This is a genomic window from Paenibacillus sp. EKM212P, assembly GCF_011066115.1.
GTDB lineage: Bacteria > Bacillota > Bacilli > Paenibacillales > Paenibacillaceae > Paenibacillus > Paenibacillus polymyxa_B.
The window spans coordinates 18,502-44,663 of record NZ_JAAMNR010000009.1; the positions used below are offsets into that span (position 1 = coordinate 18,502).

General features: G+C 44.9%; 25 protein-coding genes, 1 tRNA gene and 1 other RNA gene. 22 read left to right on the forward strand and 5 right to left on the reverse strand.

Annotated features, from left to right (window positions below; genetic code table 11):
- Nucleotides 1–282 precede the first annotated feature (282 nt).
- From G9G54_RS21420 to G9G54_RS21450, 7 genes are all read left to right on the forward strand, one after another.
- Nucleotides 283–1,233 (forward strand): ROK family glucokinase, encoded by a 951-nt coding sequence (locus tag G9G54_RS21420; protein WP_165179536.1) that lies wholly within the window; start codon nt 283–285, stop codon nt 1,231–1,233.
- Between the two features lie 65 nt (nt 1,234–1,298).
- Nucleotides 1,299–2,198: an RNase adapter RapZ gene (gene rapZ / locus G9G54_RS21425; protein WP_013308254.1), complete on the forward strand. Its 900-nt coding sequence runs from the start codon at nt 1,299–1,301 to the stop codon at nt 2,196–2,198.
- A gap of 12 nt (nt 2,199–2,210) precedes the next feature.
- Complete coding sequence (locus G9G54_RS21430; RefSeq protein ID WP_023986485.1) at nt 2,211–3,197, forward strand: gluconeogenesis factor YvcK family protein; 987 nt, start codon at nt 2,211–2,213, stop codon at nt 3,195–3,197.
- A 5-nt stretch (nt 3,198–3,202) separates the two neighbouring features.
- Complete coding sequence (whiA, locus tag G9G54_RS21435) at nt 3,203–4,147, forward strand: DNA-binding protein WhiA (RefSeq protein WP_061830212.1); 945 nt, start codon at nt 3,203–3,205, stop codon at nt 4,145–4,147.
- A gap of 136 nt (nt 4,148–4,283) precedes the next feature.
- The gene (locus G9G54_RS21440; RefSeq protein WP_013368811.1) at nt 4,284–4,553 is read left to right on the forward strand and encodes an HPr family phosphocarrier protein; all 270 of its coding nucleotides are present in this window, start codon (nt 4,284–4,286) and stop codon (nt 4,551–4,553) included.
- A gap of 273 nt (nt 4,554–4,826) precedes the next feature.
- The gene (locus G9G54_RS21445; protein WP_165179537.1) at nt 4,827–5,588 is read left to right on the forward strand and encodes an SIMPL domain-containing protein; all 762 of its coding nucleotides are present in this window, start codon (nt 4,827–4,829) and stop codon (nt 5,586–5,588) included.
- 241 nt (nt 5,589–5,829) lie between these two features.
- Complete coding sequence (locus G9G54_RS21450; RefSeq protein ID WP_165179538.1) at nt 5,830–6,933, forward strand: PdaC/SigV domain-containing protein; 1,104 nt, start codon at nt 5,830–5,832, stop codon at nt 6,931–6,933.
- A 125-nt stretch (nt 6,934–7,058) separates the two neighbouring features.
- Here the strand turns inward: G9G54_RS21450 and clpP are convergent, their stop codons facing one another.
- Both clpP and G9G54_RS21460 read right to left on the reverse strand, forming a co-directional pair.
- Nucleotides 7,059–7,655 (reverse strand): ATP-dependent Clp endopeptidase proteolytic subunit ClpP, encoded by a 597-nt coding sequence (gene clpP / locus G9G54_RS21455; RefSeq protein WP_013368815.1) that lies wholly within the window; start codon nt 7,653–7,655, stop codon nt 7,059–7,061.
- Nucleotides 7,656–7,865: 210 nt separating this feature from the next.
- A tRNA-Arg gene (locus tag G9G54_RS21460) sits at nt 7,866–7,940 on the reverse strand.
- Nucleotides 7,941–8,209: 269 nt separating this feature from the next.
- Between G9G54_RS21460 and G9G54_RS21465 the strand changes: the two genes are divergently transcribed.
- The 13 genes from G9G54_RS21465 to G9G54_RS21525 all read left to right on the forward strand — a co-directional run bounded on the left by G9G54_RS21465 (nt 8,210) and on the right by G9G54_RS21525 (nt 22,116).
- Complete coding sequence (locus G9G54_RS21465) at nt 8,210–9,247, forward strand: sugar-binding transcriptional regulator (RefSeq protein WP_165179539.1); 1,038 nt, start codon at nt 8,210–8,212, stop codon at nt 9,245–9,247.
- A gap of 94 nt (nt 9,248–9,341) precedes the next feature.
- Complete coding sequence (gap, locus tag G9G54_RS21470) at nt 9,342–10,352, forward strand: type I glyceraldehyde-3-phosphate dehydrogenase (protein WP_165179540.1); 1,011 nt, start codon at nt 9,342–9,344, stop codon at nt 10,350–10,352.
- Between the two features lie 120 nt (nt 10,353–10,472).
- On the forward strand, nt 10,473–11,654 hold the full coding sequence (locus tag G9G54_RS21475; protein ID WP_023986489.1) for a phosphoglycerate kinase: 1,182 nt from the start codon (nt 10,473–10,475) through the stop codon (nt 11,652–11,654).
- Between the two features lie 59 nt (nt 11,655–11,713).
- A complete protein-coding gene (tpiA, locus tag G9G54_RS21480) occupies nt 11,714–12,466 on the forward strand; it encodes a triose-phosphate isomerase (RefSeq protein ID WP_165179541.1) in 753 nt (250 codons plus the stop codon).
- A 1-nt stretch (nt 12,467) separates the two neighbouring features.
- On the forward strand, nt 12,468–14,012 hold the full coding sequence (gene gpmI / locus G9G54_RS21485; RefSeq protein ID WP_165179542.1) for a 2,3-bisphosphoglycerate-independent phosphoglycerate mutase: 1,545 nt from the start codon (nt 12,468–12,470) through the stop codon (nt 14,010–14,012).
- Nucleotides 14,013–14,075: 63 nt separating this feature from the next.
- On the forward strand, nt 14,076–15,362 hold the full coding sequence (gene eno / locus G9G54_RS21490) for a phosphopyruvate hydratase (RefSeq protein ID WP_013308266.1): 1,287 nt from the start codon (nt 14,076–14,078) through the stop codon (nt 15,360–15,362).
- 341 nt (nt 15,363–15,703) lie between these two features.
- Nucleotides 15,704–15,937, forward strand: a complete 234-nt coding sequence (secG, locus tag G9G54_RS21495; protein WP_013308268.1) for a preprotein translocase subunit SecG — start codon at nt 15,704–15,706, stop codon at nt 15,935–15,937.
- 195 nt (nt 15,938–16,132) lie between these two features.
- Nucleotides 16,133–18,748 carry a ribonuclease R gene (gene rnr, locus G9G54_RS21500; protein ID WP_165179543.1) on the forward strand — a complete coding sequence of 872 codons (2,616 nt, stop codon included), beginning with the start codon at nt 16,133–16,135 and terminating at the stop codon, nt 18,746–18,748.
- Between the two features lie 280 nt (nt 18,749–19,028).
- The gene (smpB, locus tag G9G54_RS21505) at nt 19,029–19,508 is read left to right on the forward strand and encodes an SsrA-binding protein SmpB (protein ID WP_013308270.1); all 480 of its coding nucleotides are present in this window, start codon (nt 19,029–19,031) and stop codon (nt 19,506–19,508) included.
- Between the two features lie 246 nt (nt 19,509–19,754).
- Nucleotides 19,755–20,119, forward strand: a transfer-messenger RNA (tmRNA) gene (gene ssrA / locus G9G54_RS21510).
- A 279-nt stretch (nt 20,120–20,398) separates the two neighbouring features.
- Nucleotides 20,399–20,626 carry a DUF896 domain-containing protein gene (locus G9G54_RS21515; protein ID WP_165179544.1) on the forward strand — a complete coding sequence of 76 codons (228 nt, stop codon included), beginning with the start codon at nt 20,399–20,401 and terminating at the stop codon, nt 20,624–20,626.
- A 67-nt stretch (nt 20,627–20,693) separates the two neighbouring features.
- Nucleotides 20,694–21,092 (forward strand): DoxX family protein, encoded by a 399-nt coding sequence (locus G9G54_RS21520; RefSeq protein ID WP_165179545.1) that lies wholly within the window; start codon nt 20,694–20,696, stop codon nt 21,090–21,092.
- A 73-nt stretch (nt 21,093–21,165) separates the two neighbouring features.
- On the forward strand, nt 21,166–22,116 hold the full coding sequence (locus G9G54_RS21525) for a ring-cleaving dioxygenase (protein ID WP_165179546.1): 951 nt from the start codon (nt 21,166–21,168) through the stop codon (nt 22,114–22,116).
- A gap of 75 nt (nt 22,117–22,191) precedes the next feature.
- Here the strand turns inward: G9G54_RS21525 and G9G54_RS21530 are convergent, their stop codons facing one another.
- Entirely contained in the window at nt 22,192–22,524 is a 333-nt protein-coding gene (locus tag G9G54_RS21530; RefSeq protein ID WP_165179547.1) for a winged helix-turn-helix transcriptional regulator, read from the reverse strand.
- Nucleotides 22,525–22,699: 175 nt separating this feature from the next.
- On the opposite strand from G9G54_RS21530, the gene G9G54_RS21535 reads away from it, so the two are divergent.
- Nucleotides 22,700–23,347, forward strand: a complete 648-nt coding sequence (locus G9G54_RS21535) for an NAD(P)H-dependent oxidoreductase (RefSeq protein ID WP_165179548.1) — start codon at nt 22,700–22,702, stop codon at nt 23,345–23,347.
- 47 nt (nt 23,348–23,394) lie between these two features.
- On the opposite strand, the gene G9G54_RS21540 is transcribed toward G9G54_RS21535, so the two are convergent.
- Entirely contained in the window at nt 23,395–23,901 is a 507-nt protein-coding gene (locus G9G54_RS21540) for a tautomerase family protein (protein WP_165179549.1), read from the reverse strand.
- A gap of 284 nt (nt 23,902–24,185) precedes the next feature.
- Between G9G54_RS21540 and G9G54_RS21545 the strand changes: the two genes are divergently transcribed.
- Entirely contained in the window at nt 24,186–24,743 is a 558-nt protein-coding gene (locus G9G54_RS21545) for a PadR family transcriptional regulator (RefSeq protein WP_023986500.1), read from the forward strand.
- 222 nt (nt 24,744–24,965) lie between these two features.
- On the opposite strand, the gene G9G54_RS21550 is transcribed toward G9G54_RS21545, so the two are convergent.
- The gene (locus G9G54_RS21550) at nt 24,966–26,117 is read right to left on the reverse strand and encodes a glycosyltransferase family 2 protein (protein WP_165179550.1); all 1,152 of its coding nucleotides are present in this window, start codon (nt 26,115–26,117) and stop codon (nt 24,966–24,968) included.
- Between the last annotated feature and the right edge of the window lie 45 nt (nt 26,118–26,162).

Below are 26,162 nucleotides of genomic sequence, written 5' to 3' on the forward strand. Positions count from 1 at the left end.
TATAGTAGATAAAGAGGCTAACGGGAGAGCGAAGGAAGCCTCTGTTATGCCGTATCCTTTGTTCAGGAAGAGAAAGCCTGCTGCGTTTGCACAGGCTTTCTCCTTTTTATGGGTGCATGAGGTAAAAGTTCCGCTAATCGTACACTTTTCAACAAGGAAGTGTCCTTGACCGTAACGGGGGCTTCAATTATAGTTGGAACGTAGGATTACTATTATGAAGTAGGAATTGTAAGCATATATTTCATACCAGGTTTTTAAGTAAACATAAAGGTGGCTTGGAACATGTCTGAAAGTATCTATGTAGGTGTCGATTTGGGCGGTACCGCGATTAAAGTCGGCATTTGTAATGAAAACGGACAGCTTTTGCACACATATGAGGGACCAACCGAAACCGATAAAGGTGTAGACGTTGTCATCGGTAATATCGAAAAATATGTGCGGCATATTGTTGAGCAATCTCCTTATGAGTGGGATCAACTAAAGGGTGTCGGTGCAGGCGTTGCAGGTTTTACGAATGTTCGTGATGGTATTATTGTCCTCGCTCCTAATATTGGCTTTCGTGACGTACCGATCCGTGCGCTCCTAGAGAACCGGATTGGCAAGCCTGTGAAAATAGACAACGATGCGAATGTTGCTGCGCTGGGTGAGGCTTGGGCTGGTGCAGGCAAAAGCATAGAAAACTGCGTATGCTATACCCTGGGAACAGGAGTAGGTGGCGGTATTATTATAAACGGTAAAATATACCAAGGTTCTTCAGGCATGGCCGGAGAAATTGGCCATATCAGTGTCGTACCTGATCTGGAGGCTATTCAGTGTGGGTGTGGCAAAATGGGTTGCTTGGAAACTGTATCTTCCGCAACAGGCATCATTCGTATGGCCAAGGACGCTGTGGAACGTGGCGACCGGACCTCTCTGGCGCTGGAAGATCAAATTGCTGCCAAGGAAGTATTTGATGCTGCTAAAGCTGGAGATGAGGTTGCGCTGCGTATCGTGAACCGGGCTGCCTTTTATTTGGGGAAATCCATGGCAGCGGTTGCCGCTGTGCTTAATCCAGAGTTGTTTATTATAGGCGGCGGTGTTTCTAAAGCAGGCGACTTTTTATTTGAAGAGATGCGTCGCGTATACGCCAAGCTGGCACCTGAACCGCTTCAAAAGGGTGTATATATCGTACCAGCGGTGTTAGGCAATGACGCAGGTATCGTAGGGGCTGCAGGGTTGCTGCTACGCTCCTGATCCACAGGTATTGATAATACGGGTACTGGCATAGAGCGAAGAAGCAAAAGGAGAGGGAAGTCCATATGACAGACAACCTAAAAAATGCTGCGCCGTGGGCAACGCTCATTATTATTACGGGGATGTCAGGCGCAGGGAAGACCATTGCGGTTCAGAGCCTGGAAGACTTGGGCTTCTTCTGCGTTGATAATTTGCCCCCTGTACTGATTCCCAAATTTGCCGAGTTGATTGAGCAGTCGAACGGTAAAATAGGCAAGGTGGCACTCGTAATTGATTTACGCGGACGAGAATTTTTTACTGCCTTGTCGGAATCTTTGAATTATATTAAAGATCATTTTACGATTCATTGTGAAATTTTATTCTTAAATGCGAATGATGGCGTTCTCGTACAGCGGTATAAGGAAAGCCGTAGACGTCATCCGCTGGCTCCAGACGGCATGCCTTTGGATGGGATTCGTTTGGAGCGCAAGATGTTGGAAGAACTAAAAAGCTCAGCTACACAGGTTATTGATACAAGTGTGATGAAGCCTGCAACCTTAAAGGCGAGGATTATTTCACGATTTTCTCATCTGGAGAGTAGTATGCTTTCCGTGAACATTACTTCTTTTGGCTTCAAGTATGGTATTCCCATTGATGCCGATCTTATATTCGATGTGCGCTTCCTGCCTAATCCCCATTATGTGGACCAACTACGTCCCCACACGGGACAGGATAGCGATGTATATGATTATGTCATGAAATGGCCCGAGACTCAGGCATTCTTGACCAAGTTGCTGGATATGTTACACTTTTTGATTCCGCAATATCGCAAAGAAGGCAAAAGCCAGGTCATTATCGGCATTGGCTGTACTGGCGGTAAGCATCGTTCTGTTGCAATATCGGAGTATTTAGGAAAAATGCTGGGTGCCAGCGAGACAGAATCTGTTTCTGTTTCGCATCGGGATGCTGATCGGGACCGGCATTAATGAGGTGAAATCATGAAAGAGACCGGATCACAACGGGAGCGCCCACGTATTGTTGTTATGGGCGGCGGAACCGGCTTGTCCGTCATGCTGCGGGGCTTAAAGCAAAAGCCGCTAGATATTACGGCTATTGTTACAGTCGCTGACGATGGCGGAAGTTCCGGGATTTTGCGCAGTGAGCTGCAGATGCCCCCTCCAGGGGATATTCGCAATGTGCTGACTGCCTTGGCTGACGTGGAACCAGTGATGTCAGATATGCTGAAATACCGTTTCGGTGCGGGATCAGGATTGTCAGGCCATAGCCTGGGTAATCTGATTTTAGCAGCGATGACCGATATATCGGGAGATTTCGTAACGGCGGTGCGTGAGCTTAGCCGTGTATTTGCTGTCCGGGGACGTGTGCTACCGGCAGCCGAGGAAGGCGTTGTGCTAAGCGCCGAGATGGAGGATGGCACGGTGATTACCGGGGAGTCCAAGATCCCGGAAGCGGGCGGACGCATCAAACGCGTCTTTCTTGAACCGACTCACGTGGAGCCGTTGCCTGAGGCTGTAGAGGCCATTAATGAAGCCGATGCGATTTTGATTGGCCCCGGCAGTCTATATACCAGCATATTACCAAATTTGCTTGTACCTAAACTCGCTGAAGCTGTAGTAAAATCAGACGCTATCAAAATATTTGTCTGTAACGTCATGACCCAGCCTGGGGAAACTGATGGTTATACGGTAGGAGATCACCTGCAAGCTATTTTTGAGCATGTAGGGCATCATCTCTTCGACTATGTCATTGTAAATAACGGAGAAATTCCACCCCAAGTACAGGAAATGTATGCCGAGCAGGGAGCCAAGCCAGTTCAAGTAGACATGGGCGAGCTGACCGACCGGGGATATAAAGTGGTGGCAGATACATTAGTTCTGTTCCGCACGTATTTACGGCATGATGCCGACAAATTGAGCCAGCATATTTACCAATTGGTACAAAACTGGATATTAAGAAGGAGGTGAGTCCCTTGTCCTTTGCGGCACAAACGAAAAAAGAGCTTACGATGATTGAAAGCCAGTCCTGCTGTGAGAAAGCGGAACTATCTGCACTTATACGTATGCTCGGATCCGTACAACTGTCGAATAAAAGGGTGATATTGGACGTGTCCACAGAAAATGCCGCGATTGCAAGGCGGATTTACTCCTTGATCAAGAAGCATTTTCAACTTCATATCGAACTGCTTGTACGGAAAAAAATGCGCTTGAAAAAAAATAATGTGTACATTGTCCGTATTCCCAATGGTGTGCAGCAACTGCTAAAGGATCTTTATATCGTCACAGAAGGTTTCTTATTCACTGACGGGATTAATCGGGATATCGTTCGGAAAAACTGTTGTAAGAGGGCTTATTTGCGGGGCGCCTTTATGGCAGGTGGCTCTGTCAACAATCCTGAAGGATCGTCTTACCACCTTGAAATTTCTTCGATGTATGAGGAGCATTGTCAGGCACTCGTTGATCTTGCGAATGAATTTCATCTAAATGCTCGCTGTATTGAGCGAAAAAAAGGGTTTATTCTCTACATCAAGGAAGGCGAGAAGATCATCGAACTGCTCAGCATCATTGGGGCGCATCAAGCCTTGTTCAAATTTGAAGATGTACGCATTATGCGCGATATGCGCAATTCCGTAAATCGGATTGTCAATTGTGAAACGGCTAATTTGAACAAGACGATCGGAGCTGCTGTCCGGCAAATTGAGAATATTAAGTTGCTGGAGAGGGAAGTTGGTTTGGAGACCTTGCCGGATAAACTGCGTGAAGTGGCAGAAATTCGGCTCGCTCATCCCGATTTGAATTTGAAAGAAGTAGGGGAAATGCTCAAAGGGGTCGTGAGTAAATCGGGTGTAAATCATCGGCTGCGCAAAATTGATGAGATGGCTGACAAAATTAGGGGCGAAAATGGCCTGATTCCGTAAAAAGAGTGTCCATGGGGCTTTTAGCCCCGGTTTTTTTAGTTTTTTTTCTAGTGTCTGTCCCGGGTTAATGTTATAATGTGATAAATAAAATGGAGTAAGTAGTGTCCAGATTTATTTGATGAGGGGGTAAGCTGACATGTCAAAACATCCGGTAGTCGTACGCTTGAAAACAGGACTGCACGCCAGACCTGCTGCGTTGTTCGTACAGGAAGCGAATAAATATTCATCTGAGATTTTTGTGGAAAAAGAAGACAAAAAAGTTAATGCCAAGAGTATCATGGGTATTATGAGTCTTGCGATCAGTACAGGTACAGAAATCAATATTAGTGCTGAAGGTGCGGACGCCGAACAGGCTGTAAACGCTTTAGTAAGTCTGGTTAGTAAGGTAGAGCTGGAAAATCAATAAACAAAGATTTGCTTTGTAATATGGTGTATGCTCTTAGTGAAAAGCCCCCTTTGGGGCTTTTTTTGTATCCAGAAAAAAGTCTTCGAACGCTCCTCCGTTAACTGTTCTATGTGTGGATTTGTTGAATATAGAGACTGTATTAAGTTCAAGTTATAAATAATTAAAATTTCCATGGTCATGCTCTGTTTCGGAAATATGTATGCTTGGCTGCAACCTTTTTCCGTCATTTCCGTCTGGAAGGTACAAACATTTACAAGAAAGAGGTTGAATTCAATGAGACTTTGGACAAAAACAGTAGCCACGGCAGTTCTCGCAGGAGCATTAATGGCAGGGGGAGTAGCAGGAGGATTATGGACAGGGGCAGATCGTGCCTATGCTGCGTCAACAGCTTCGACGGTAAACGGTGTAATTAATGTGACTGGAAGCGGGGAAGTATTGGCGAAGCCCAATATTGCTTATCTCTCTATCGGTGTACAATCAGAAGGGAATACGGCAGCGGCTGCTCAAAAAGCCAATGCTACAAAATTGAACAAGGTTACACAACTGCTGAAAGAAAAGTGGAGCATCAGCGCAGATGACATTCAGACCAGCCAATTCTATGTACAGCCTGACTACACCTATAACGAAAAAGAAGGGCAAAAGCTCAAAGGGTACACTGCCAACCATACACTTTCCGTCAAATACCGCAATTTGGATAAAATCGGTCAGTTATTGGATGAGGCGACCAAGTCCGGAGCCAATAACGTGGATAATGTACGTTTTTCCGTGGAAGACCCTTCGACTTATGAAGAGGAAGCCATTACTAAGGCATTGGGAAGCGCACAATCTAAAGCCAGTGCTGTAGCTAAAGCAGCCAAACGCGGGTTAGGTGCCCTTGTGAGTGTGACGGTAGATGGCGGAGAAGCACAAGTCTTTACACAACGTGAAAATGCCATGTCAAAATCGCTCTTGGACGTAGCAGGTGGCGGGACAGAGATCCAATCGGGACAAGTAACAGTGAAAGTTCAGGTGTCGGCTCAGTACGAAATGAACTAATACAGATCATCAAACGAAGCCACAAGCGGCCTGCATCATGCGTAGAGGCTGGCTTGCTGGCTCTTTTTGTATATCGAAACCTTTTTGTAATGAGTCTGTCATAGCTAAGGGTTATTAGGTGTACATATTGAAATCGGAGAGTGTACAGATTGTAAACTACATACAATAGGGTATAGATATAATAAGAAAAGTAATTATCACACATAGACAATACAGATCAATAACAGGAGGAATACTTAATATGAGTAAGCATGCGAAAAAATGGGGTTCAGCACTGCTGGCAGCAGGGATTTTAGCAGGAGTCGCAGCTGTTCCCGTTTCCTATATCCAGGCAGCATCGACCAAACAAGCGACAACACAGCAACCAGGAATCACCATCCAATGGAATGGTAAAACGTTGCCCGCTAAAGGTGTTCAAGTGAACGGGAGTACAATGATTCCGGTGGCCGCACTGCGTGACAGCCTGGGGATTCCAGTAAGCTATGATGCGAAAACAGCGACATATACCGTAGGTAGCGGGTACAATAAACTTTACATTATGGCTTCTTCCTCGGATGCCTACGTCAACGTCAATGGAATCAATACACGTAGCATGGATGCCAAACAGATCGCTGGGAAGCTATACATTCCTATGAGTCTGCTGAAAGACTATCTAGGCATAGATGCTCAATGGAATGCTGCTCAGAAAACAGTAACGCTGAGTAAAAGCCAGCTAAATCCGATCACCATTGCGTCTCAAACACTTCCAGCTTCGAGTAATGCGAAGGTGTCCTACAAGATTAAGTATCCGCAAATCAGCGGCAGCCAACTGAATCCTGAGGCTCAACAGGCCATTAACAATGTGCTTAAAAAGCATGCAGAGGGCATATTGGCAGCAGGTAAAAAGATGATGGCTGAGGGAGAGGCTACAACAGAAAGACCGTATGAGTTCGGAAATGATTTTGCGATTGCCTATAACAAAAATGGTATTCTGAGTGTGATTATGCAGGATTACTCGTATACGGGTGGCGCACATGGCATGACGGCACGTAAAGGATATACGTTCTCCCTCGCTGATGGTAAACTGCTGCAATTGTCTGACGTTTTGAAGGCAAATCCGAACTACAAAAAGTTCCTCAATGCTGATTTGAAGAAAAAAATCGATGCGCTTCAGGCTGGCGAAGGATTCGGCAAATTTAAAGAGCTGGCGGCAGATCAGAATTTTTATGTGACGAGCAGTGGAGTAACAATCGTGTTTGATTTGTATGATTATGCGCCATACGCGTATGGAATTCCGGAGTTTACCTATTCGTTCGGTCAATTGCTGCCTCAAGGCGGAAAGCCTTTTGCTGGGCAGAATGAATAGTAGAAATAAACAATTCCAATTGTCTATAACCTAAAAAACAATAAAGCAAAAAAAGCTGCCTACCGGATAAGAACATCCGGGGCAGCTTTTTCATTTACCAGCTATCGAGAGGCGAATTTCTTCTCTTATACACCTTCTGGAGAGGAGCTAGTTAGCACTTTATCAATAATACCGTATTCCTTGGCATCATCAGCGGACATGAAGTAGTCACGGTCTGTGTCTTTTTCAATGCGCTCCAGTGGTTGGCCTGTGCGATCTGCGAGAATGCGGTTCAATTTGTCACGCATTTTCAGAATGCGGCGTGCACGGATTTCAATATCCGTTGCCTGGCCTTGTGCACCACCGAGTGGTTGGTGAATCATAATTTCACTGTTTGGCAAAGCGAAACGTTTACCTTTGGCGCCTGCATTTAGCAAGAACGCGCCCATGGAAGCCGCCATACCTACGCAAATCGTAGATACGTCAGGTTTAATGTATTGCATCGTATCAAAAATGGCCATACCAGCTGTAATGGAACCGCCAGGACTGTTAATATACAAGTGAATATCTTTTTCAGGATCTTCGGCAGCCAAAAACAGCATTTGCGCAATAATAGAGTTGGCTACAACGTCATTGACGTCCGAGCCTAACAAAATAATGCGATCCTTCAACAGTCTGGAATAAATGTCATAGGCGCGTTCGCCGCGGTTACTTTGTTCTACTACCATAGGAACATAGCTCACGTCAAAAAACCTCCCTTAAATATCGTTAGTGGATTTGGTGGACATGCCGATTACACGTCCCTTATTTATAAACTGTTACCGTATTAACCACATGATAAACAATTTCAAACAAAAAGTCAAAGAAAGTCAAACTAATGATTAAAAAAAAGAGCCCTCAGCGCTCTTATTGGTTAAAACATTATGTAGAAGTATTTAAACGTTCATTTAAAATGGCGCGCCCGCGAGGAATCGAACCTCGATCTCAGGCTCCGGAGGCCTACGTCATATCCGTTGGACCACGGGCGCATAGTTCAATCAATGCAAACAACTAACTAATTAAACAGCTAATTGGAAACAAAGATGATTATATGATATACAGCAGTGAATTGCAAGCTTTTATTAAATGCGCATATTCAGACAAATGGTTGAGAAATATAGGTTCAGATAGACTTGCATGTGAAGCAGATATTGGTTAAGATATACGTGGGACTTAAAAAGTTATCCCGGGACGTTTTAAGACCAATTAAAGATAGAGCATTAGAGACAGAACTTAGAAGTGTGCGGGAGTGGAAAGCATGCGAAAGATATTAGAAATACAGAAGCAGCTTCTGCCCGACCTCATGGATGTTTTGAAAAAAAGGTACACGATCCTGCATCAGATTATGCTGTCCGATGTTGTTGGACGCAGAACACTGGCAGCTTCACTGAACATGACTGAGCGCGTGTTGCGCGCCGAAACCGATCTTCTTAAAGCTCAGGGGCTAATTGAGATTGAGAGTGTAGGCATGAAGGTGAGCAAAGCAGGACTGGATCTGCTGGAACAGCTGGAGCCGATTGCGAACAACTTGTTCGGCCTGTCCCAATTGGAGGACCAGATTCGTCAAGCCTATGGTTTGAGGAAGGTGGTTGTCGTTCCAGGGGATTCGGATGCTTCTCCGTTAACAAAGCAGGAGTTGGGGCGCGCTGGAGCAAAAGCGTTGCTGAGTGTTATGGACGACGAGGATGTGGTCGCTGTAACAGGCGGCACGACGATTGCTGACGTGGCGGAACAACTGGCACTACCTTCTAGTGGCCCGCTTAAGGGTGGGTGGTTTGTACCGGCACGCGGGGGTTTGGGAGAAAGCATGGAAATGCAGGCCAACACAATTGCTTCCACAATGGCTCGCAAGGTAGGCGCTCAATACCGTCTGCTCCATGTACCGGATTTGCTCAGCAATCATGCTTACAACTCCTTGCTTGAAGATACGAACATTCAGGATATATTGAACCTGATTCGCGAGAGTCGTATCATCATTCACGGGATAGGCAACGCCATAGCGATGGCACATAGACGTAAACTTGATCCCGAAACCTTTGCCCAGATCAGCAGTGAGGGGGCCGTTGCCGAATCGTTTGGTTATTACTTTAACGAAGATGGCGTCGTTGTTCACAGAATGCTGACGCTTGGACTCCGATTGGAGGACATTAGGCGTACCGATACGGTTCTAGGTGTAGCTGGAGGCAAAAACAAGGCGGCCGCTATTCATGCGGTACTGCGTTTCGGGCAAGAGGACATTCTAGTCACCGACGAAGGCGCTGCTGTTGAGATTGTAAGTCGTTATTTAAATGATTAATATTGGATTTACGAATAATGTTGTCTTGACGGGCTTTCGGGTCTGTCTTGAATATATAAAACTAAACTAAACGAACTTTGGGAGGAACTCACTCATGACAGTTAAAGTTGGTATTAACGGTTTCGGACGTATTGGACGCCTTGCTTTCCGCCGGATTCAAAATGTGGAAGGTATTGAAGTAGTAGCAATCAATGACTTGACAGATTCCAAAATGTTGGCACATTTGTTGAAATATGATACAACACAAGGTACTTTCCAAGGAGAAGTAGAAGTACATGACGGCTTCTTCAAAGTAAACGGTAAAGAAGTTAAAGTTTTGGCTAACCGCAACCCTGAAGAACTGCCTTGGGGAGACCTGGGTGTAGACATCGTTCTGGAATGCACAGGTTTCTTCACAACTAAAGAAGCTGCTGAGAAACATTTGAAAGGCGGCGCTAAAAAAGTTGTTATTTCCGCTCCAGCTACTGGCGACATGAAAACTGTCGTTTATAACGTAAACCATGAAATTCTGGACGGTACTGAAACTGTAATCTCCGGTGCTTCTTGCACAACAAACTGCTTGGCTCCTATGGCTAAAACACTGCAAGACAAATTCGGTATCATCGAAGGTTTGATGACTACAATTCACGCTTACACTGGCGACCAAAACACTTTGGATGCTCCACATGCTAAAGGTGACTTCCGTCGTGCTCGCGCAGCAGCTGAAAACATCATTCCTAACACAACTGGTGCTGCAAAAGCCATCGGTCTGGTAATTCCTGAACTGAAAGGTAAACTGGATGGCGCGGCTCAACGTGTTCCAGTAGCAACTGGTTCCCTGACTGAGTTGGTAACAGTTCTGGAGAAAAACGTAACTGCTGAAGAAATCAACGCAGCAATGAAAGAAGCTTCTGATGCTGATACTTTCGGATACACTGAAGATCAAATCGTTTCTTCCGACATCAAAGGTATCACTTACGGTTCTTTGTTTGATGCAACTCAAACTAAAGTTCTGACTGTTGGCGACAAACAACTGGTGAAAACTGTAGCTTGGTATGACAACGAAATGTCCTACACTGCACAATTGATCCGCACGTTGGAATACTTCGCAAAACTGGCTAAATAAGAACAGTCTTATTGAGCAATAACATAGAGCGGAAACAGGTTATTGTTTCCGCTCTTTATATATCAAATGTGCCTTGAATTCCTGTTTCGTAAAATTATAAGGGTGCGGAGGAATATGGAGATGAACAAAAAGAGCGTACGTGATATAGAACTGAATGGAAAACGGGTGTTTGTTCGTGTAGATTTTAACGTTCCGGTTGAGGACGGTAAAATTACGGATGACAAGCGTATTCGTGAAACCTTGCCAACCATTAACTACCTGATTGAAAAAGGTGCAAAAGTTATTTTGGCGAGTCACTTTGGACGTCCAAAAGGTCAGGTTGTTGAATCCATGCGTCTCACTCCTGTTGGCGTACGTTTGTCTGAGCTGCTGAAAAAGCCAGTAGTTAAAGTGGACGAATCGGTAGGCGAAGCTGTTAAAGCGAAAGTGGCTGAACTGCAAAACGGCGACGTGCTGTTGCTTGAAAATGTACGTTTCTATGCAGGAGAAGAAAAGAATGATCCTGAATTGGCGAAGCAATTTGCTGAATTGGCCGACGTTTTCGTGAATGACGCATTTGGTGCAGCACACCGTGCTCATGCTTCCACAGAAGGTATCGCGCATCTTCTTCCGGCTGTTTCCGGCCTGCTGATGGAGAAAGAATTGTCTGTAATCGGTAAAGCTCTATCAAACCCAGATCGTCCTTTTACAGCCATTATCGGCGGTTCCAAAGTAAAAGACAAAATCGACGTGATTGACAACCTGCTGAACATTGCAGATAACGTAATCATTGGCGGCGGTTTGGCTTATACATTTTTTAAAGCTCAAGGTCATGAAGTGGGTCAATCCCTACTGGATGAATCCAAATTGGACGTAGCTCTTGGATTTATCGAAAAAGCGAAGAAACTCGGCAAAAACTTCTACCTTCCGGTTGATATTGTTGTATCTGACGATTTCAGCGCTACGGCGAACACAAACATTGTGGATATCGACGGCATTCCTTCAGATTGGGAAGGCGTGGATATCGGACCGAAAACACGTAAAATCTATGCAGATGTGATCAAAAACTCTAAATTGGTTGTTTGGAATGGACCAATGGGTGTATTTGAAATCGAACCTTTCGCTGGTGGTACTCGTGAAGTAGCGGAAGCTTGCGCAACAACAGAAGCATACACCATCATTGGTGGCGGTGATTCTGCGGCTGCGGCTGAAAAATTCCACTTGGCTGACAAAATGGATCATATCTCCACTGGCGGCGGCGCATCTCTGGAATTTATGGAAGGCAAAGCACTTCCGGGTGTTGTTGCACTGAACGATAAATAATCAAACGCACTATGCGTGAATAAAGCTTTAGGGCACCTAATAGTTAGGAGTTGAAACCATTGAGAACACCGATTATCGCGGGTAACTGGAAGATGTTTAAAACCGTACCAGAAGCTAAAACTTTCATCGAAGAGATCAAAGGCAAAGCAGAGGTTGCAGGAGTGGAAAGCGTGATTTGCGCACCATTTACGAATCTTCCTGCTCTGGTTGATGCAGTAAAAGGCACGTCTATTAAAATTGGCGCACAAAACCTGCACTTTGCAGAAGATGGCGCATTTACAGGTGAAATTAGCGGTGGAATGCTGAAAGATCTGGGCGTAGACTACGTTGTGATCGGACACTCCGAGCGTCGTGAATATTTTAATGAAACAGACGAAACGGTGAACAAAAAGGTTCATGCGGCATTCCGTCATGACCTGACTCCAATCGTATGTGTAGGCGAAAAGCTGGAAGATCGTGAAGCTGGACAAACCAAAGAGGTTGTAAAAGTGCAAACTGTAGCAGCTTTTGCTGGTTTGGCTAAGGATCAGGCTGCACAAGTAGTTGTTGCTTATGAGCCAATCTGGGCCATCGGAACAGGCAAATCCTCCACTTCGCAGGATGCGAATGAAGTGATTTCCTATATCCGCAGTCTGATTAAAGAGCTGTATGATGAAAATACAGCAAATGCTGTACGTATTCAGTATGGTGGCAGTGTAAAACCTGAAAATGTTACTGAGTACCTGGGTCAAAGCGATATCGACGGCGCGCTCGTGGGCGGTGCCAGTCTTCAACCGGCGTCGTACATCGCGCTTGTTGAGGGGGCGAAGTAAGATGACAGCACCAAAACCGGTAGCTTTAATTATTATGGACGGGTTCGGATTGCGTGAAACCGTAGAAGGTAATGCGGTCGCGCAGGCCAACAAACCGAATTACGACCGGTATTTACAACAGTATCCTCATACAACGCTGACGGCTTCTGGCGAAGCAGTGGGTCTGCCTGAAGGACAAATGGGTAACTCCGAAGTAGGTCACTTGAACATCGGCGCAGGCCGAATTGTATATCAAGACTTGACTCGTATTTCGAAGTCCATTCGTGACGGTGAGTTCTACGACAATGAAACACTGGTTAAAGCAGTGCAACATGCCAAGAAGAACAACACGAAACTTCACCTGTACGGACTTCTGTCCGACGGCGGCGTGCATAGCCATATCAGCCATCTGTTCGCTATGCTGGATTTGGCGAAAAAAGAAGGCTTAACAGAAGTGTACATTCATGCTTTCATGGATGGGCGCGACGTTATGCCTGACAGCGGCGTAAGCTTCATGCAGCAGCTGATCGCTAAAATTCAAGAAGTGGGCGTAGGCAAAATTGCGACTGTACAAGGACGCTATTATGCAATGGACCGCGACAAACGTTGGGAACGTGTAGAGAAATCCTACCGTGCAATCGTGTACGGAGAAGGCCCTCAATACACAGATCCAATGGAAGCATTGAAAGAATCGTATGAAAAATCAGTGTTCGACGAATTTGTGGAGCCAACTGTTATTGTGAAGGCTGACGGAAGTCCTGTAGGGCTGGTCGAAAGCAATGACTCTGTTATCTTCCTCAATTTCCGTCCTGACCGTGCGATTCAACTGTCTCAGGTATTTACAAACGCGGACTTCCGTGGTTTTGACCGTGGCCCGAAATGGCCTAAAGATTTGCACTTTGTTTGCCTGACATTGTTCAGCGAAACGGTTGAAGGCTTTGTAGCTTACGAACCGAAAAACCTGGATAACACGTTTGGTGAAGTGTTGGTTCAAAACAACAAAAAGCAATTGCGTATTGCTGAGACTGAAAAATATCCGCACGTTACTTTCTTTTTCAGTGGCGGACGTGATGTGGAGCTTCCTGGCGAAACTCGTATTTTGATCAACTCGCCTAAAGTGGCTACATATGACTTGCAGCCGGAAATGAGTGCGTATGAAGTAGCGGATGCTGCTGTTAAGGAAATCGAAGCCGACAAGCATGATGCGATTATCCTGAACTTTGCCAATCCGGATATGGTTGGACACTCCGGTATGCTGGAGCCAACGATTAAGGCGGTAGAGACGACGGATGAATGTGTTGGACGTGTTGTAGATGCGGTTAAAGCCAAAGGCGGCGTGGTTATTATCATTGCTGACCATGGTAACGCGGATATGGAAATTGATGAGCAGGGACGTCCGTTCACAGCTCACACAACTAATCCGGTTCCATTCATTTTGACTGACGAAAATATCGTTTTGCGTGAGCATGGAATACTGGCTGACGTAGCTCCAACGCTTCTGGATTTGATGCAACTTCCGCAACCTGCGGAAATGACAGGAAAATCTATGATTGCATCCCGCAAGTAAGCTTGATTTAATAAGTATAGGCTTGACCAATAAATCATGATTCACAAAGGAGATTAAGTACAAATGACTATTATTTCTGACGTGTACGCTCGCGAAGTCCTCGACTCCCGTGGTAACCCTACGGTTGAAGTTGAAGTATATCTGGAATCCGGTGCTATCGGTAGTGCTATCGTTCCTTCCGGTGCCTCCACAGGCGCTCACGAAGCTGTAGAGCTTCGTGATAACGACAAATCCCGTTACCTGGGTAAAGGCGTTCTGCAAGCTGTTAAAAACGTGAACGAAATTATTGCTCCTGAAGTAATCGGCTTGGATGCTGTGAACCAAGTAGAAATCGACACGCTGATGATCAAATTGGATGGTACGCATAACAAAGGTAAATTGGGTGCAAACGCAATTCTGGCAGTATCCATGGCTGTAGCTCGCGCTGCTGCTGAAGCTCTGGGCTTGCCACTGTACACTTACCTGGGCGGGTTCAATGCTAAACAATTGCCAGTACCAATGATGAACATCGTTAACGGTGGCGCTCATGCCGACAATAACGTTGACGTACAAGAGTTCATGGTTCTGCCTGTAGGCGCTCCTACATTTAAAGAAGCTCTGCGTGTAGGCGCAGAAATCTTCCACAACCTGAAATCCGTACTGAACTCCAAAGGTTTGAACACAGCTGTTGGTGATGAAGGTGGTTTTGCTCCTAACTTCAAATCTAACGAAGAAGCTCTGTCCACTATTATCGAAGCGATCGAAAAAGCTGGTTACAAACCAGGTGTTGACGTATTCCTCGGTATGGACGTTGCCTCCACTGAGTTCTTCAAAGATGGAAAATACACTTTGGAAGGCGAAGGCAAATCCTTCACTTCTGCTGAGTTCGTTGACCTGCTTGCTTCTTGGGTTGATAAATACCCAATCATCACTATTGAAGATGGTTGCTCCGAAGATGACTGGGAAGGTTGGAAATTGCTCACTGAAAAATTGGGCAACAAAATCCAATTGGTTGGTGACGACCTGTTCGTAACAAACACAGAGCGTCTGGCTAAAGGTATCGATGAAAACATCGGTAACTCCATCCTGATCAAAGTAAACCAAATCGGTACGCTGACTGAAACATTCGATGCTATCGAATTGGCTAAACGTGCAGGATACACAGCTGTTATCTCTCACCGTTCCGGTGAATCCGAAGACAGCACAATCGCTGATATCGCTGTTGCAACAAATGCAGGCCAAATTAAAACAGGTGCTCCTTCCCGTACTGACCGTATTGCGAAGTACAACCAATTGCTCCGCATTGAGGATCAACTGGGTGAACTGGCTCAATACCACGGCCTGAAATCTTTCTACAACCTGAAAAAATAATATTGCGCAAAAATGCTGATGGCGTCTCTTGACTCATGGTTTATGATCATGAAGTCTGAACGCTCAAAGCTTTTTCGTTGAATAAAACAGGCCTACTCGCCACCGCGAGCAGGTCTGTTTTTTTGTTATTATGGATGTGTATGAGAATTTATAACTTTGCAAAGGCTTAATGGCTGAGTGACTTGCTATAGCTGTTGTTATCTACTGGAAGCTGTGGTAGAATAAAAATAGTGTTTTGCGTTAATTTCCGGCTATTTATAACATGATATGTACATGTTTTCATAAAAGAGGCTGTGTTGTTTTGCAAAACAGATGTATAAGCTCAGGAGGTGGGATTTTTCATGGAAATCTTTTTGAAAGTGCTGCTCGTTGTGTTCTCGATTGCTGTTATTGCGGTTGTTTTACTGCAAAAGGGGAAAAGCGCAGGTTTGTCCGGTGCCATCTCTGGCGGTGCTGAGCATCTGTTCGGCAAGACAAAAGCTCGCGGTATGGATTTGATTTTACAACGCGCAACTGCTGTTTTGGGTGCGGGTTTCATGATCGTTTCTGTTTTAGTTGCATTTTTTGCAAAATAAGATAAATATGTACCTTAAGCCTTCGTTTCGCGGGAAACGGGGGCTTTTTTTAGATTTTGGACAGGCAGGGATGCCGTCGATTAAATTCGTGTATACTAGGGTATGAGTATATTAAGAGCCTTGTATCAGGAACAAGGAACAAGGACATGCGGATTTATTACTGAAAATTAAAGGTCACCCGAGGTGGACAATATTATGATAACAGAGCAACAACTACTCGATTTTATGCGCGAGACCGCATACAAACCCATGACTTACCAGGAGCTGGAGCAGCACTTTGATATTAAGGATGCGGAAGATTTCCGTGAATTTCTTAAGCTTTTGAATGCTTTGGAGGAAGAGGGGAAAATTCTGCTGACCCGCACAAACCGTTATGGTGTGCCGGAACGAATGGATTTGCAGCGTGGGCGTTTGCAGGCTCATGCCAAGGGATTTGCTTTTCTGATTCCAGAGGACCGGGAGCACCCGGATGTATATATTCATGCCAATGATTTAAAGAGTGCGATGAATGGAGATACGGTACTGGTAAGAGTGTCCTCGAAGGGACCTGCGGGCGGTCGACTAGAAGGTGAAGTTGTACGGATCGTGAAGCGCGCAGTGCTTCAAGTAGTAGGCGTGTTTCAGAGCCACGAAGCATACGGTTTCGTTTTGCCGGATGATAAGCGCATTAACCGGGATATTTTCATTCCAAAAACAAGCTTCAATGGAGCTGTAAACGGTCAAAAGGTCGTTGTGCGTATTGTGAGCTATCCAGAAGGACGAGCAGCAGCGGAAGGCGAAGTGTTGGAGGTTTTGGGTCATAAGGATGATCCGGGCGTCGACATTTTGTCAGTTATTCGCAAGCATCAGCTTCCGGAAGCTTTTCCAGATGAAGTGACAGAGGAAGCGGAGAATGCTCCCGACGCGATTACGGAAGAAGAGATTGTACGTCAGGGACGGCGCGATCTGCGTGATAAGATCATTGTTACCATTGATGGTGAGGATGCCAAAGACCTGGATGATGCTGTCAATGTAGAGCGCTTGCCGAACGGAAACTACCGTCTGGGCGTTCATATTGCCGACGTAGGGTATTATGTGCGTGAGAACTCCAAACTGGATCAGGAGGCATATAACCGCGGTTGTAGCGTGTATTTGGTTGACCGTGTCATTCCTATGCTTCCACATCGACTTTCGAACGGAATATGTTCTTTGAATCCACAGGTGGATCGACTGACTTTATCCTGTGAGATGGAATTCAATGAGCATATGAAGGTTGTAAAGCATGATATTTTCACCAGTGTGATTAAAACGAAGGAACGGATGACGTACACTAACGTTCGCAAAATCCTCGAAGAGGAAGATGCTGAACTGATGGAACGGTACAAGGATCTCATTGATGTATTCAGCACGATGAAGGAATTAGCATTGAAGCTGCGTGCTAATCGAATGCGCCGAGGCGCGGTTGATTTTGATTTTGATGAAGCCAAAGTGATTGTGGATAATGAAGGCAAAGCTGTCGATATTGTAAAGAGAGATCGTACGATAGCTGAACAAATTATTGAAGAGTTTATGTTGGCGGCCAATGAAACGGTAGCCGAACATTTCCATTGGCTCAAAGTACCTTTCTTGTACCGGATTCATGAGGACCCAGATCCAGAGAAGCTGCAAAACTTTATGGCTTTCGCAGCTAATTTTGGGCATCAGATCAAAGGTAGAGGAAATTCCATTCATCCGCGTGCGCTACAAACGTTGCTAGAGGACATTCAGGGTACGAAGGAGCAAACTGTGCTTAGCACGATGATGCTGCGTTCGATGAAGCAGGCAAAGTATGATGCGGAGTCGACAGGACATTTTGGCTTGGCAGCGGAGTATTACTCTCATTTTACATCGCCGATCCGTCGTTACCCTGACTTGGTGATTCACCGTGTCATTCGTGAGGTATTGGAGAATGGTGGGGCTTTAACAGCCGAACGTCAGGAATATTTGACTGCACGTATGCCTGATATTGCGCAGCAATCTTCCGAGCGTGAGCGTGTGGCTGTGGATGCAGAGCGTGATACAGAGCAGATGAAAAAGGCTGAATACATGCTGGACAAGGTCGGCGAGGAATTCGAGGGGATCATCAGCAGTGTAACCAGCTTCGGAATGTTCATTGAGCTGGACAATACAGTGGAGGGCCTGACGCGTCTGAGTGCGCTTACGGACGACTATTATCATTTTGACGAGCAGCATATGGCGTTGATCGGCGAACGCACCTCCAAGGTGTTCCGTATTGGGGATGAGGTTAAAGTTCGCGTCGCGCGTGTGAATATGGAAGATTACACAATTGACTTTGAACTTGTCGATATGAAGCAACGGCAACGCCGTGAACGGACTGGCGGTACAGGACAGGGCGGAGACTTTGCGCGTGGCGAGAGCCGTGGTAAAGGCAAAGGCCGAGAAGGGCGTGACCGCAAGGGCGGCAAGGACAATACTGGAAAAGAGCGTAAAGGCAGTCGTGATGTTACCGGGAAGCCAAAAGAGGCTGGCGCAGGTAACGGAGGTATTAGCACCGCAGGTCGCTCAGGGCGCGGCGGCGGAAACGGAACTGGAGCCGGATCAGCTAGCAGCTTCGGCTTTGGCAGTGGCAAGGGCGGGTATAACTCGCCAGCATCCGGGGCAAGCAAGCGACGGAAGAAGACGTCTGCCAGCGGTATTTTCATCGGCGGAGCAGCTACACCAGGTAGTGATGCCAGACCAAATGGTGAAGGCGCAGCACGTCGCAAGCGGAAGAATAAGGGTGGCAGTGGCGGCAATAGCACCGCGGGCTTTGTGCGGAAAAAGAAGAAGTAGGTAGCTATACTTGCTTGCTAGAAGGCTGAACTTTCTTTCGTTGCAGGGTATGAAGCTGATCTGCGACTTAGGTATAAAGGCGGTTTCTGTCTGCTGTATTGGATAGAAGCCGCTTTGTTTTAAGTGTGATGTAAGTGCAGTTAGAAATGTAGAAGGCTTGACCTTTCTTGCTTTTACCATCTGAAATTTGTTACAATATATTTCTAGGTGGCTCTTTGTAGCCAGATTTTGATGCCTGAATTTCAAGAGTGAATTACGTTATTCATAAGGAGTGGTATTCATGGGTAAGAAGGCAGACGGGAAAGTGCTCGCCCAGAACAAAAAAGCTTCCCATGACTATTTTATTGAGGACACCTACGAGGCGGGCATGGTGCTTACGGGAACAGAAATTAAGTCTCTACGGAATGGTCGCTCCAATATAAGTGATGCATTTGCTACGATCCGTAATGGCGAAATTCATATTCACAATATGCACATCAGTCCTTTTGAGCAAGGTAATCGTAATAATCCTACCGATCCGACGCGTACACGTAAGCTGCTGTTGCATAAAGAGCAGATTCGCAAGCTTATTGGTCTGTCCAAACAGGAAGGCTATACGATCGTGCCGCTCAAGATTTACGTTCGCAACGGTTATGCCAAGCTTTTGCTCGGATTGGGCAGAGGTAAAAAGCAGTATGATAAACGTGATGCTGCGGCTAAACGCGATGCACAACGTGATATCCAACGCGCTTTGCGTGAGAAGCAGAAAATTGCAAGATAAGTTGCTGTATTATTGGGTATGGTACAAATTACGTGGAGAAGTTACTTGTTCCTGTAATGGTGGTATTTTATAAGGCATAAATGGCTTCATTTCGTTTCGTAATGACCTGTAATATGGTATACTAACGAAGTAGTCAGTTTTAAAGCTTCTTTGTTCGAGTGTTGAATCTTAGAATTCAGCTTTTGATATTATGCATGCTTATGCTCCGGTATTTCCGGATTTATCCGTGGAGCCCTTTTATAATAAGGGGGCGTTTATGGATTCGACGGGGATAGTTCGAGCATGGGTAGCGGGTAGTGGGGACGCGTCCGCTTCATCAACGCTAAAGCCTATTAAACGGCAAACAACAAAACAACTACGCTTTCGCAGCCTAAGAAACTGTGTGCGTGCTTCTACCCAGCATCGTCCATGTGACTGGGATAGGGGCTAACAAATAGTGGAATACGCTGTCTCATCTCCGCCTGCGGTGAGCTGAAGAAGATAATCAGGCTGACCCGAAGGGAATCCGGTGACAGGGAGTTTCTAGGGTGACATCAAAACTGTCACTACACCCGTAGAAGCTTATGTGTCGTTATCTTCGGACAGGGGTTCGACTCCCCTCGCCTCCATTTGAGTAAGACAAGAAAGCCATCAGCCAGTGATTCTGGTTGGTGGCTTTTTATTATGGCTCTAGTAATTGATTTGAAGAGGCTTCACACAACTTATAGCTTAAAGGTATCTCTAAGTGTTCTGGCTGCTTTTTCTTTCACCTTTGAAAGCAACTCAAGCGTTCATCTTCTTTTCTTTTCGAAAAAGTATTGACACGGATAAAAAAATGTTATATCTTTATATCAAGATAAATAAATTAAAGATAAAAACAATCAGAAAATTTTGCATAGGGAGGTATATACATGCTTACAATTTTAGAAAGAATTAATCAGCTTGCAAAAAAAGCAAAAGAAGTTGGGTTAACTGAAATTGAAAAAATGGAACAAACGGATCTTCGCAAAGAATACCTTCAAATCTTTCGGGGTTCTGTAAAAAGCATTCTCTTGAACGCTACGATTTATGATCCACATGGAGATGATGTTACGCCTGAAAAACTAAAAAAAGAACAGGCTCAAATCGTTAAACAATGAATTTAATTTTGTCTAATATCTCTAATTTAACAATCTTTAAATAAATATAACATGGAGGGTGATTTTTATGTTGGCAAGTGGATTGTTACTGATACGTTTGGTGGTTGGATTGTTATTGGTGGGGCACGGAGCACAGAAGCTTTTTGGCTGGTTTGGTGGCTATGGTCCAAAAGGTACTGGCAGTTGGATGGAATCGATCGGCATTAAGCCCGGAGTATTCATGGCAGTGTCTGCTGGGTTGATGGAATTGCTGGGAGGAGCTCTATTTGCTTTAGGACTACTCACTCCACTGGCTGCATTGTTGATTACGGTGACTATGCTTGGGGCAATTTTCAAAGTACATGGCCAAAACGGGATCTGGGCAACAGCTAATGGCTATGAATATCCGCTAGTTCTTATTGCAGTCGTAATTGGTATTGCGTTGACAGGGGCAGGTTCATATTCCATCGATGCATTACTTAGATAAAACATGATGTTTAGGTCATTAAAAGTCATTAACAACAAAAATAAAGGTTCCTATGATTAAAGGAGGGTTTCATATGTCACTGCAAACTACAGGTATCCATCATATTACAGCTTTTGCTGATAATCCGCAGGAAAATGTCGACTTCTATGCCGGCGTCCTGGGGCTTCGGTTAGTCAAGAAGACAATTAACTTCGATGCTCCTGAGGTTTACCACTTGTACTTTGGCAACGAGGCAGGAAGTCCTGGAACAATCATTACTTTTTTTCCTGCACCAGGAACTCCTAAAGGACGAATCGGAGGTGGCCAGGTGGGCATAACCTCGTATGTGGTACCCCCAGGTTCACTTGATTTTTGGCAGCATCGTTTGGAAAGCTTTGATATTCAAGTTACGAAAAAGAGCCGTTTTTCTGAAAAATATCTTCAATTTGAGGATAATGAGGGCTTACGCCTTGAGCTTGTTGAACGTGAAGCGGGAGCGAATAGTACTTGGTCTTACGGTGGTATTTCGGCTGATAAAGCAATTAAGGGGTTTGGAGGCGCCGTGCTATTTAGCGTCAACCCACAGAGAACGATGGATGCATTGGAGAGCATACTCGGATTTACGAAAATCGCTGAAGACGCCGAATATGCCCGTTATCAGTCCGTAGGAGAAATCGGCAACATCGTGGATGTTCCGCTCGCCAAAATGGGTTTAGGCTTTGGTGGAGCAGGCACGGTACATCACATTGCATGGCGTGCAAAAGATTTCGAACAACATGAAGAATGGAGAAGCGCAGTCCAGCATTATGGCTATCAGCCGACTCCAATCATAGACCGCCAATATTTTAATGCTATATATTTCAGAGAAGCGGGCGGCATATTATTTGAAATTGCTACAGATCCACCGGGATTTGCTAACGATGAACCTGCTGAATCTTTGGGGCAGAAATTAATGCTGCCAGAGTGGTATGAATCGCAGCGGGCTCAAATCGAGGCCAATCTGCATCCTATTAAAGTGAGAACATTAACTGAGAAACAACAGTAAACGAAACGGCTACTGTTTCGCCCTCAGAGGAAACAGGATTAAACCCACTTTGACAAAATTGGTCATAGTGGGTTTTCATTTTTTCGAGTGCTCCAGATGAACCTCCCCCCAATCATACATACTGCGCAATATGGGGACGAAATTTGCTCCGTGAGCTGTTAGCGAGTATTCAACCCGGGGAGGGATTTCTCTGAATATTTCGCGATGCACAAACCCGTCTTCTTCTAATTCTCTTAGCTGCTTGGTTAACATCGCTTGTGTGATATCAGGAAAGGCGCGTTTAATTTCACCGAATCTTTGGGTACCACGGGACAGAAACCATAAAATCACTATTTTCCATTTGCCGCCAATGATTTTCTGAACCTTTGTTAAGGGGCAATCTATAAAATAATTCAGATTTTCACTCATTTGTGCCATCTCCTCATCATTTGTATTCCAGAAAGTCCTATGAAATCAATTAGTATGATTTTTGATAGTATATACTATAAATATGCCTACTTGTTGTTTCGATACCATTGGCTTAACATTACATTAGCATTAAAGCTTTGACAAGCCATCTGAAAATATTCTGGGGGCGAAGAAGATGAACATTAATATTTTATACGGTCACCCTTATGCTAAGAGCTTTAACAAAGCGATTTTGGAGCAGGTGATCGCTCATCTAAACGTACGAGGGGCGAATGTTAAGGTAAAAGATTTAATCCAAATGTCATTTAATCCGACGGTAGGCTTAAAGGATTTAGAGGCTAAGGTCACTAACGTATTGCCAGAGGAGATAGTAAAAGAACAGGAGGATTTATTGTGGGCAGATGCCTTGATTATTATTTCACCGGTATGGTGGGGCGGATTTCCCGCTGTTATTAAAGGATATATAGATAGAGTGTTCACAACAGGACTCATACGCTCTTCTGATGGTGTATATGGGCTTGAGGGCAAGAGAGCCTACTCGATTTTTACAACAGGATCTTCAGAAGACTATATTCGTATATCACGTCAGAAAGATATGCTCTACGCGGCGAACGATAATTTGTTTGGGTTCGCTAAGTTTTCGGATGCTGAGATTAAGCTTCTTTACTCGGTGCCGCGTGTAACCTCGGAGGAACGAAAAGCAATGCTGCTGGATGTCAATCGATTTGTCGATCGTATTTTTGATATGAGACCGGGAGAGGGAGGCAGTACGAGGGATAGCCTTTCTCTTCAAGCTTTGGAGTATGATTTGGCTAGCCATTAAGATTATGTAAACTGAAGGATGTTACTTTGGACAAATGAAGAACACCCTTATGGGTGTTTTTTCGTTAGATTTCCCGGTGTTACCCGTGTAATATTTTGCTTGATAGCCTTAATTTTCTCCTCAGTAAAGACTCCTGAATCCAGCAGGTCTAGAATAGAGAGCACGCCGCCGCGAGAACCCCAGCTGCCTTCTTCAATGACCTGGAAGGATACCCACCAAGTCGGGGATGGTTCCGGTACACCAAGTACTTTAGTCAAACTGCCAAGAATATTCTCAAGCACTTTTTTGCGAACGTCGTTAGGCCAGTCACCATCCATCACTAGTACATTGACAGTAATTACATCACGTTCTGGCTGATCCGACAGCAATTGCCCGCCAATTGCCATGTAATCTATTGGACGTTCGGTGAAATGGACCTGAAACCCTTCTCTTGCTGGCGGACAATATTGACCTACCTCTGGAACGAGAACTGCATCCGTCAAACCTTCTGCCAAAAGACGGCGCTGTTCAAGCGTTATGCGGCCTGCGGGATAATTTACACTGATCATGGTCATGGTCTGATATCTCCTTATTAAGATTTAACCAAGCGATGTCTTGGAATTCTTTATGATATCTGTATCCAAGGCTTCAGCTTGGCAAGCTCATTGGTATTTTGTTGATATCGTTAATATAAAACGATGATAAACCCTTGTCAACATTAATTATTATAATAATATATATTTAAATAATATATAGAGAGATGTGAAGCTAGTTTAAATGGGCTATAATTATGTCTAGTCTAATGAAAGCATGACATACTACGGAGATTTGCTAGAGGTAACAGGAGGCACAATATATAATGGCGAGACAGTCAGGAAAAACCAATACAATGTTTGCGGTATTAGGCATTCTGAGTCTGGGTCCTCATACCGGTTATGATATAAAGCAACATATGGAGCAAAGCACTAGTTACTTTTGGAATGAGAACTATGGTCAGATCTATCCCAGCCTGGCAGAGCTACTGGATCGAAAAGATATTGCAGTCGAGGTTATTCGACAGAAAGGAAAGCCTGACAAGAAACTCTACAGCATTACCGATCAGGGAAGGCAGACGTTGTCAGACTGGCTTTCTCAGCCCATGGAGCATGTGGTGATGCTTAAAAAAAATGAGCTGCTGTTGAGGGTGTTTTTTGGCGGGAATTCTTCGCCTGAAACGATTATAAAGCACATACAGGAGTATAAAGAAAAGCTAGTGGAAAGCTTGCATATTTTTGAAGAACTTGAACGTTGGCTTATCAACGTAGAGCATAAAGACCATAATCACAAATATTGGATGATCACAATGAGCTATGGTAAAAGTCAGTTTAGCAGTTTAATTAGCTGGTGCGATGATAGCATTAAAATATTGAGTTCTTAGCAGTTGGTAAAACTCATATGTAATGAATAATCAGAAAGCATGCTGGACTATCAGAGGAATAGTAAACTAGTAACGACAATTCTTGTCGTTATCTCCGGACATGGCGACTCCTCCTCCATAAAGCTGCTTGCCAAGTTGGGCTCGCACCTTTATGGAGGAGTTTTTTTATCCCGTAAGGAGGATGCAATACACACGATTTTGTACGCTGTAAATGAGTAACTATTATTCCACCAGCTTTTCAGACTTCACCAGCATTTCTCGTAACACGTGAGCGACTCGACTTTTCCGGTTCTCTGCTTTCTTTTTTATCAAGTGTAATGATTTTTTGTATGCATGAGTATGGCTTTGATCGTAGAACTGTTTGGCTGCAATGTGTAGTGTTCTTCTTAATAACAGTGCTGATGAGCGTGTTAACTTAGAGCGGAATCCCCTGCGCAATACCCGCAACGTATTTTTGTAGGCCTCAAAATCCTCCGATGGAGGGATCAGAGCAAATAGATTTAACGAGGAGTCATTGAATCCGTAGGTTTCATACATGATTCTCAAATTTTCCGTATTTAAAACGTTACCTCTAAGATAGGTTGGATGTTCCTGATGATATCCGACCACCTCTTTGATGCAATAAAAAGGAATCTTCAAGCGATGTAGTCTATAGCCAAGGTCCCAGTCTTCGAGTCCATACAGCACAAACCGTTCATTGAAACCTCCAATACGAATCAAGTGGCTGCGTCTGATGGCTACACAACGAGTAACCAGCAGCATCCAGGGGGCTACGTCTGTTGAGGCAAATTGTTTCTGCGTATTGGGAGGAACCCTTGTGGGGCTAACTACTTTAGACAACGCACCCGTTTGGTGAAGGATGTCTTCTGGGGTTATGATCGGAGTAATTTCGTTCGCTGCTTCATAGTCAGCATTCCATAAGTTGGACTGCGTAAGTATGTTGCGACATTGTTCTTTTTCTTCAGGAGAAAAGTCAGGGTAATAATGGGTAAAGGCATCGTCCCACGAGTGAGGAATGCCTGAAAGCACGGACTTGGGATATTTACGGTGATAACGGCTCACGATCCTAATGAATTCCGGTAATACTACAAAGTCAGCGTCGCAGAAGATGATGTACAGCCCTTTTGCACGGTGCAGTCCCAAATTTCGAACGGCAGATCGACCGCGTTGTTCCTGATGTGACACATAGATAAGAGGATAGGATGCTTTGAAGCCTTCGACCATTTCTTTCGTTCCGTCTGTAGAACCGTCATCAGCTACAATGACTTCGAATAGTTGCTTTGGATAGGTTTGTGTCTCAAATGAAGCGAGTGTGAGCAACAATTGCTGGGCTCGATTATAGGTTGGAATGATGACGCTGTAGCGGATAGCCAATATGATCTCCCCCCCACCATTCTTATTAGAAAACGCTTGAACAAG

Coding starts and splice junctions, on each gene's coding strand:
- G9G54_RS21420 (WP_165179536.1), top strand. CDS start 283: ATGTCTGAAAGTATCTATGTAGGTGTCGATTTGGGCGGTACCGCGATT.
- rapZ (WP_013308254.1), top strand. CDS start 1,299: ATGACAGACAACCTAAAAAATGCTGCGCCGTGGGCAACGCTCATTATT.
- G9G54_RS21430 (WP_023986485.1), top strand. CDS start 2,211: ATGAAAGAGACCGGATCACAACGGGAGCGCCCACGTATTGTTGTTATG.
- G9G54_RS21440 (WP_013368811.1), top strand. CDS start 4,284: ATGTCAAAACATCCGGTAGTCGTACGCTTGAAAACAGGACTGCACGCC.
- G9G54_RS21445 (WP_165179537.1), top strand. CDS start 4,827: ATGAGACTTTGGACAAAAACAGTAGCCACGGCAGTTCTCGCAGGAGCA.
- G9G54_RS21450 (WP_165179538.1), top strand. CDS start 5,830: ATGAGTAAGCATGCGAAAAAATGGGGTTCAGCACTGCTGGCAGCAGGG.
- G9G54_RS21465 (WP_165179539.1), top strand. CDS start 8,210: ATGCGAAAGATATTAGAAATACAGAAGCAGCTTCTGCCCGACCTCATG.
- gap (WP_165179540.1), top strand. CDS start 9,342: ATGACAGTTAAAGTTGGTATTAACGGTTTCGGACGTATTGGACGCCTT.
- G9G54_RS21475 (WP_023986489.1), top strand. CDS start 10,473: ATGAACAAAAAGAGCGTACGTGATATAGAACTGAATGGAAAACGGGTG.
- gpmI (WP_165179542.1), top strand. CDS start 12,468: ATGACAGCACCAAAACCGGTAGCTTTAATTATTATGGACGGGTTCGGA.
- eno (WP_013308266.1), top strand. CDS start 14,076: ATGACTATTATTTCTGACGTGTACGCTCGCGAAGTCCTCGACTCCCGT.
- secG (WP_013308268.1), top strand. CDS start 15,704: ATGGAAATCTTTTTGAAAGTGCTGCTCGTTGTGTTCTCGATTGCTGTT.
- rnr (WP_165179543.1), top strand. CDS start 16,133: ATGATAACAGAGCAACAACTACTCGATTTTATGCGCGAGACCGCATAC.
- smpB (WP_013308270.1), top strand. CDS start 19,029: ATGGGTAAGAAGGCAGACGGGAAAGTGCTCGCCCAGAACAAAAAAGCT.
- G9G54_RS21515 (WP_165179544.1), top strand. CDS start 20,399: ATGCTTACAATTTTAGAAAGAATTAATCAGCTTGCAAAAAAAGCAAAA.
- G9G54_RS21520 (WP_165179545.1), top strand. CDS start 20,694: ATGTTGGCAAGTGGATTGTTACTGATACGTTTGGTGGTTGGATTGTTA.
- G9G54_RS21525 (WP_165179546.1), top strand. CDS start 21,166: ATGTCACTGCAAACTACAGGTATCCATCATATTACAGCTTTTGCTGAT.
- G9G54_RS21530 (WP_165179547.1), bottom strand. CDS start 22,524: ATGAGTGAAAATCTGAATTATTTTATAGATTGCCCCTTAACAAAGGTT.
- G9G54_RS21535 (WP_165179548.1), top strand. CDS start 22,700: ATGAACATTAATATTTTATACGGTCACCCTTATGCTAAGAGCTTTAAC.
- G9G54_RS21540 (WP_165179549.1), bottom strand. CDS start 23,901: ATGACCATGATCAGTGTAAATTATCCCGCAGGCCGCATAACGCTTGAA.
- G9G54_RS21545 (WP_023986500.1), top strand. CDS start 24,186: ATGGCGAGACAGTCAGGAAAAACCAATACAATGTTTGCGGTATTAGGC.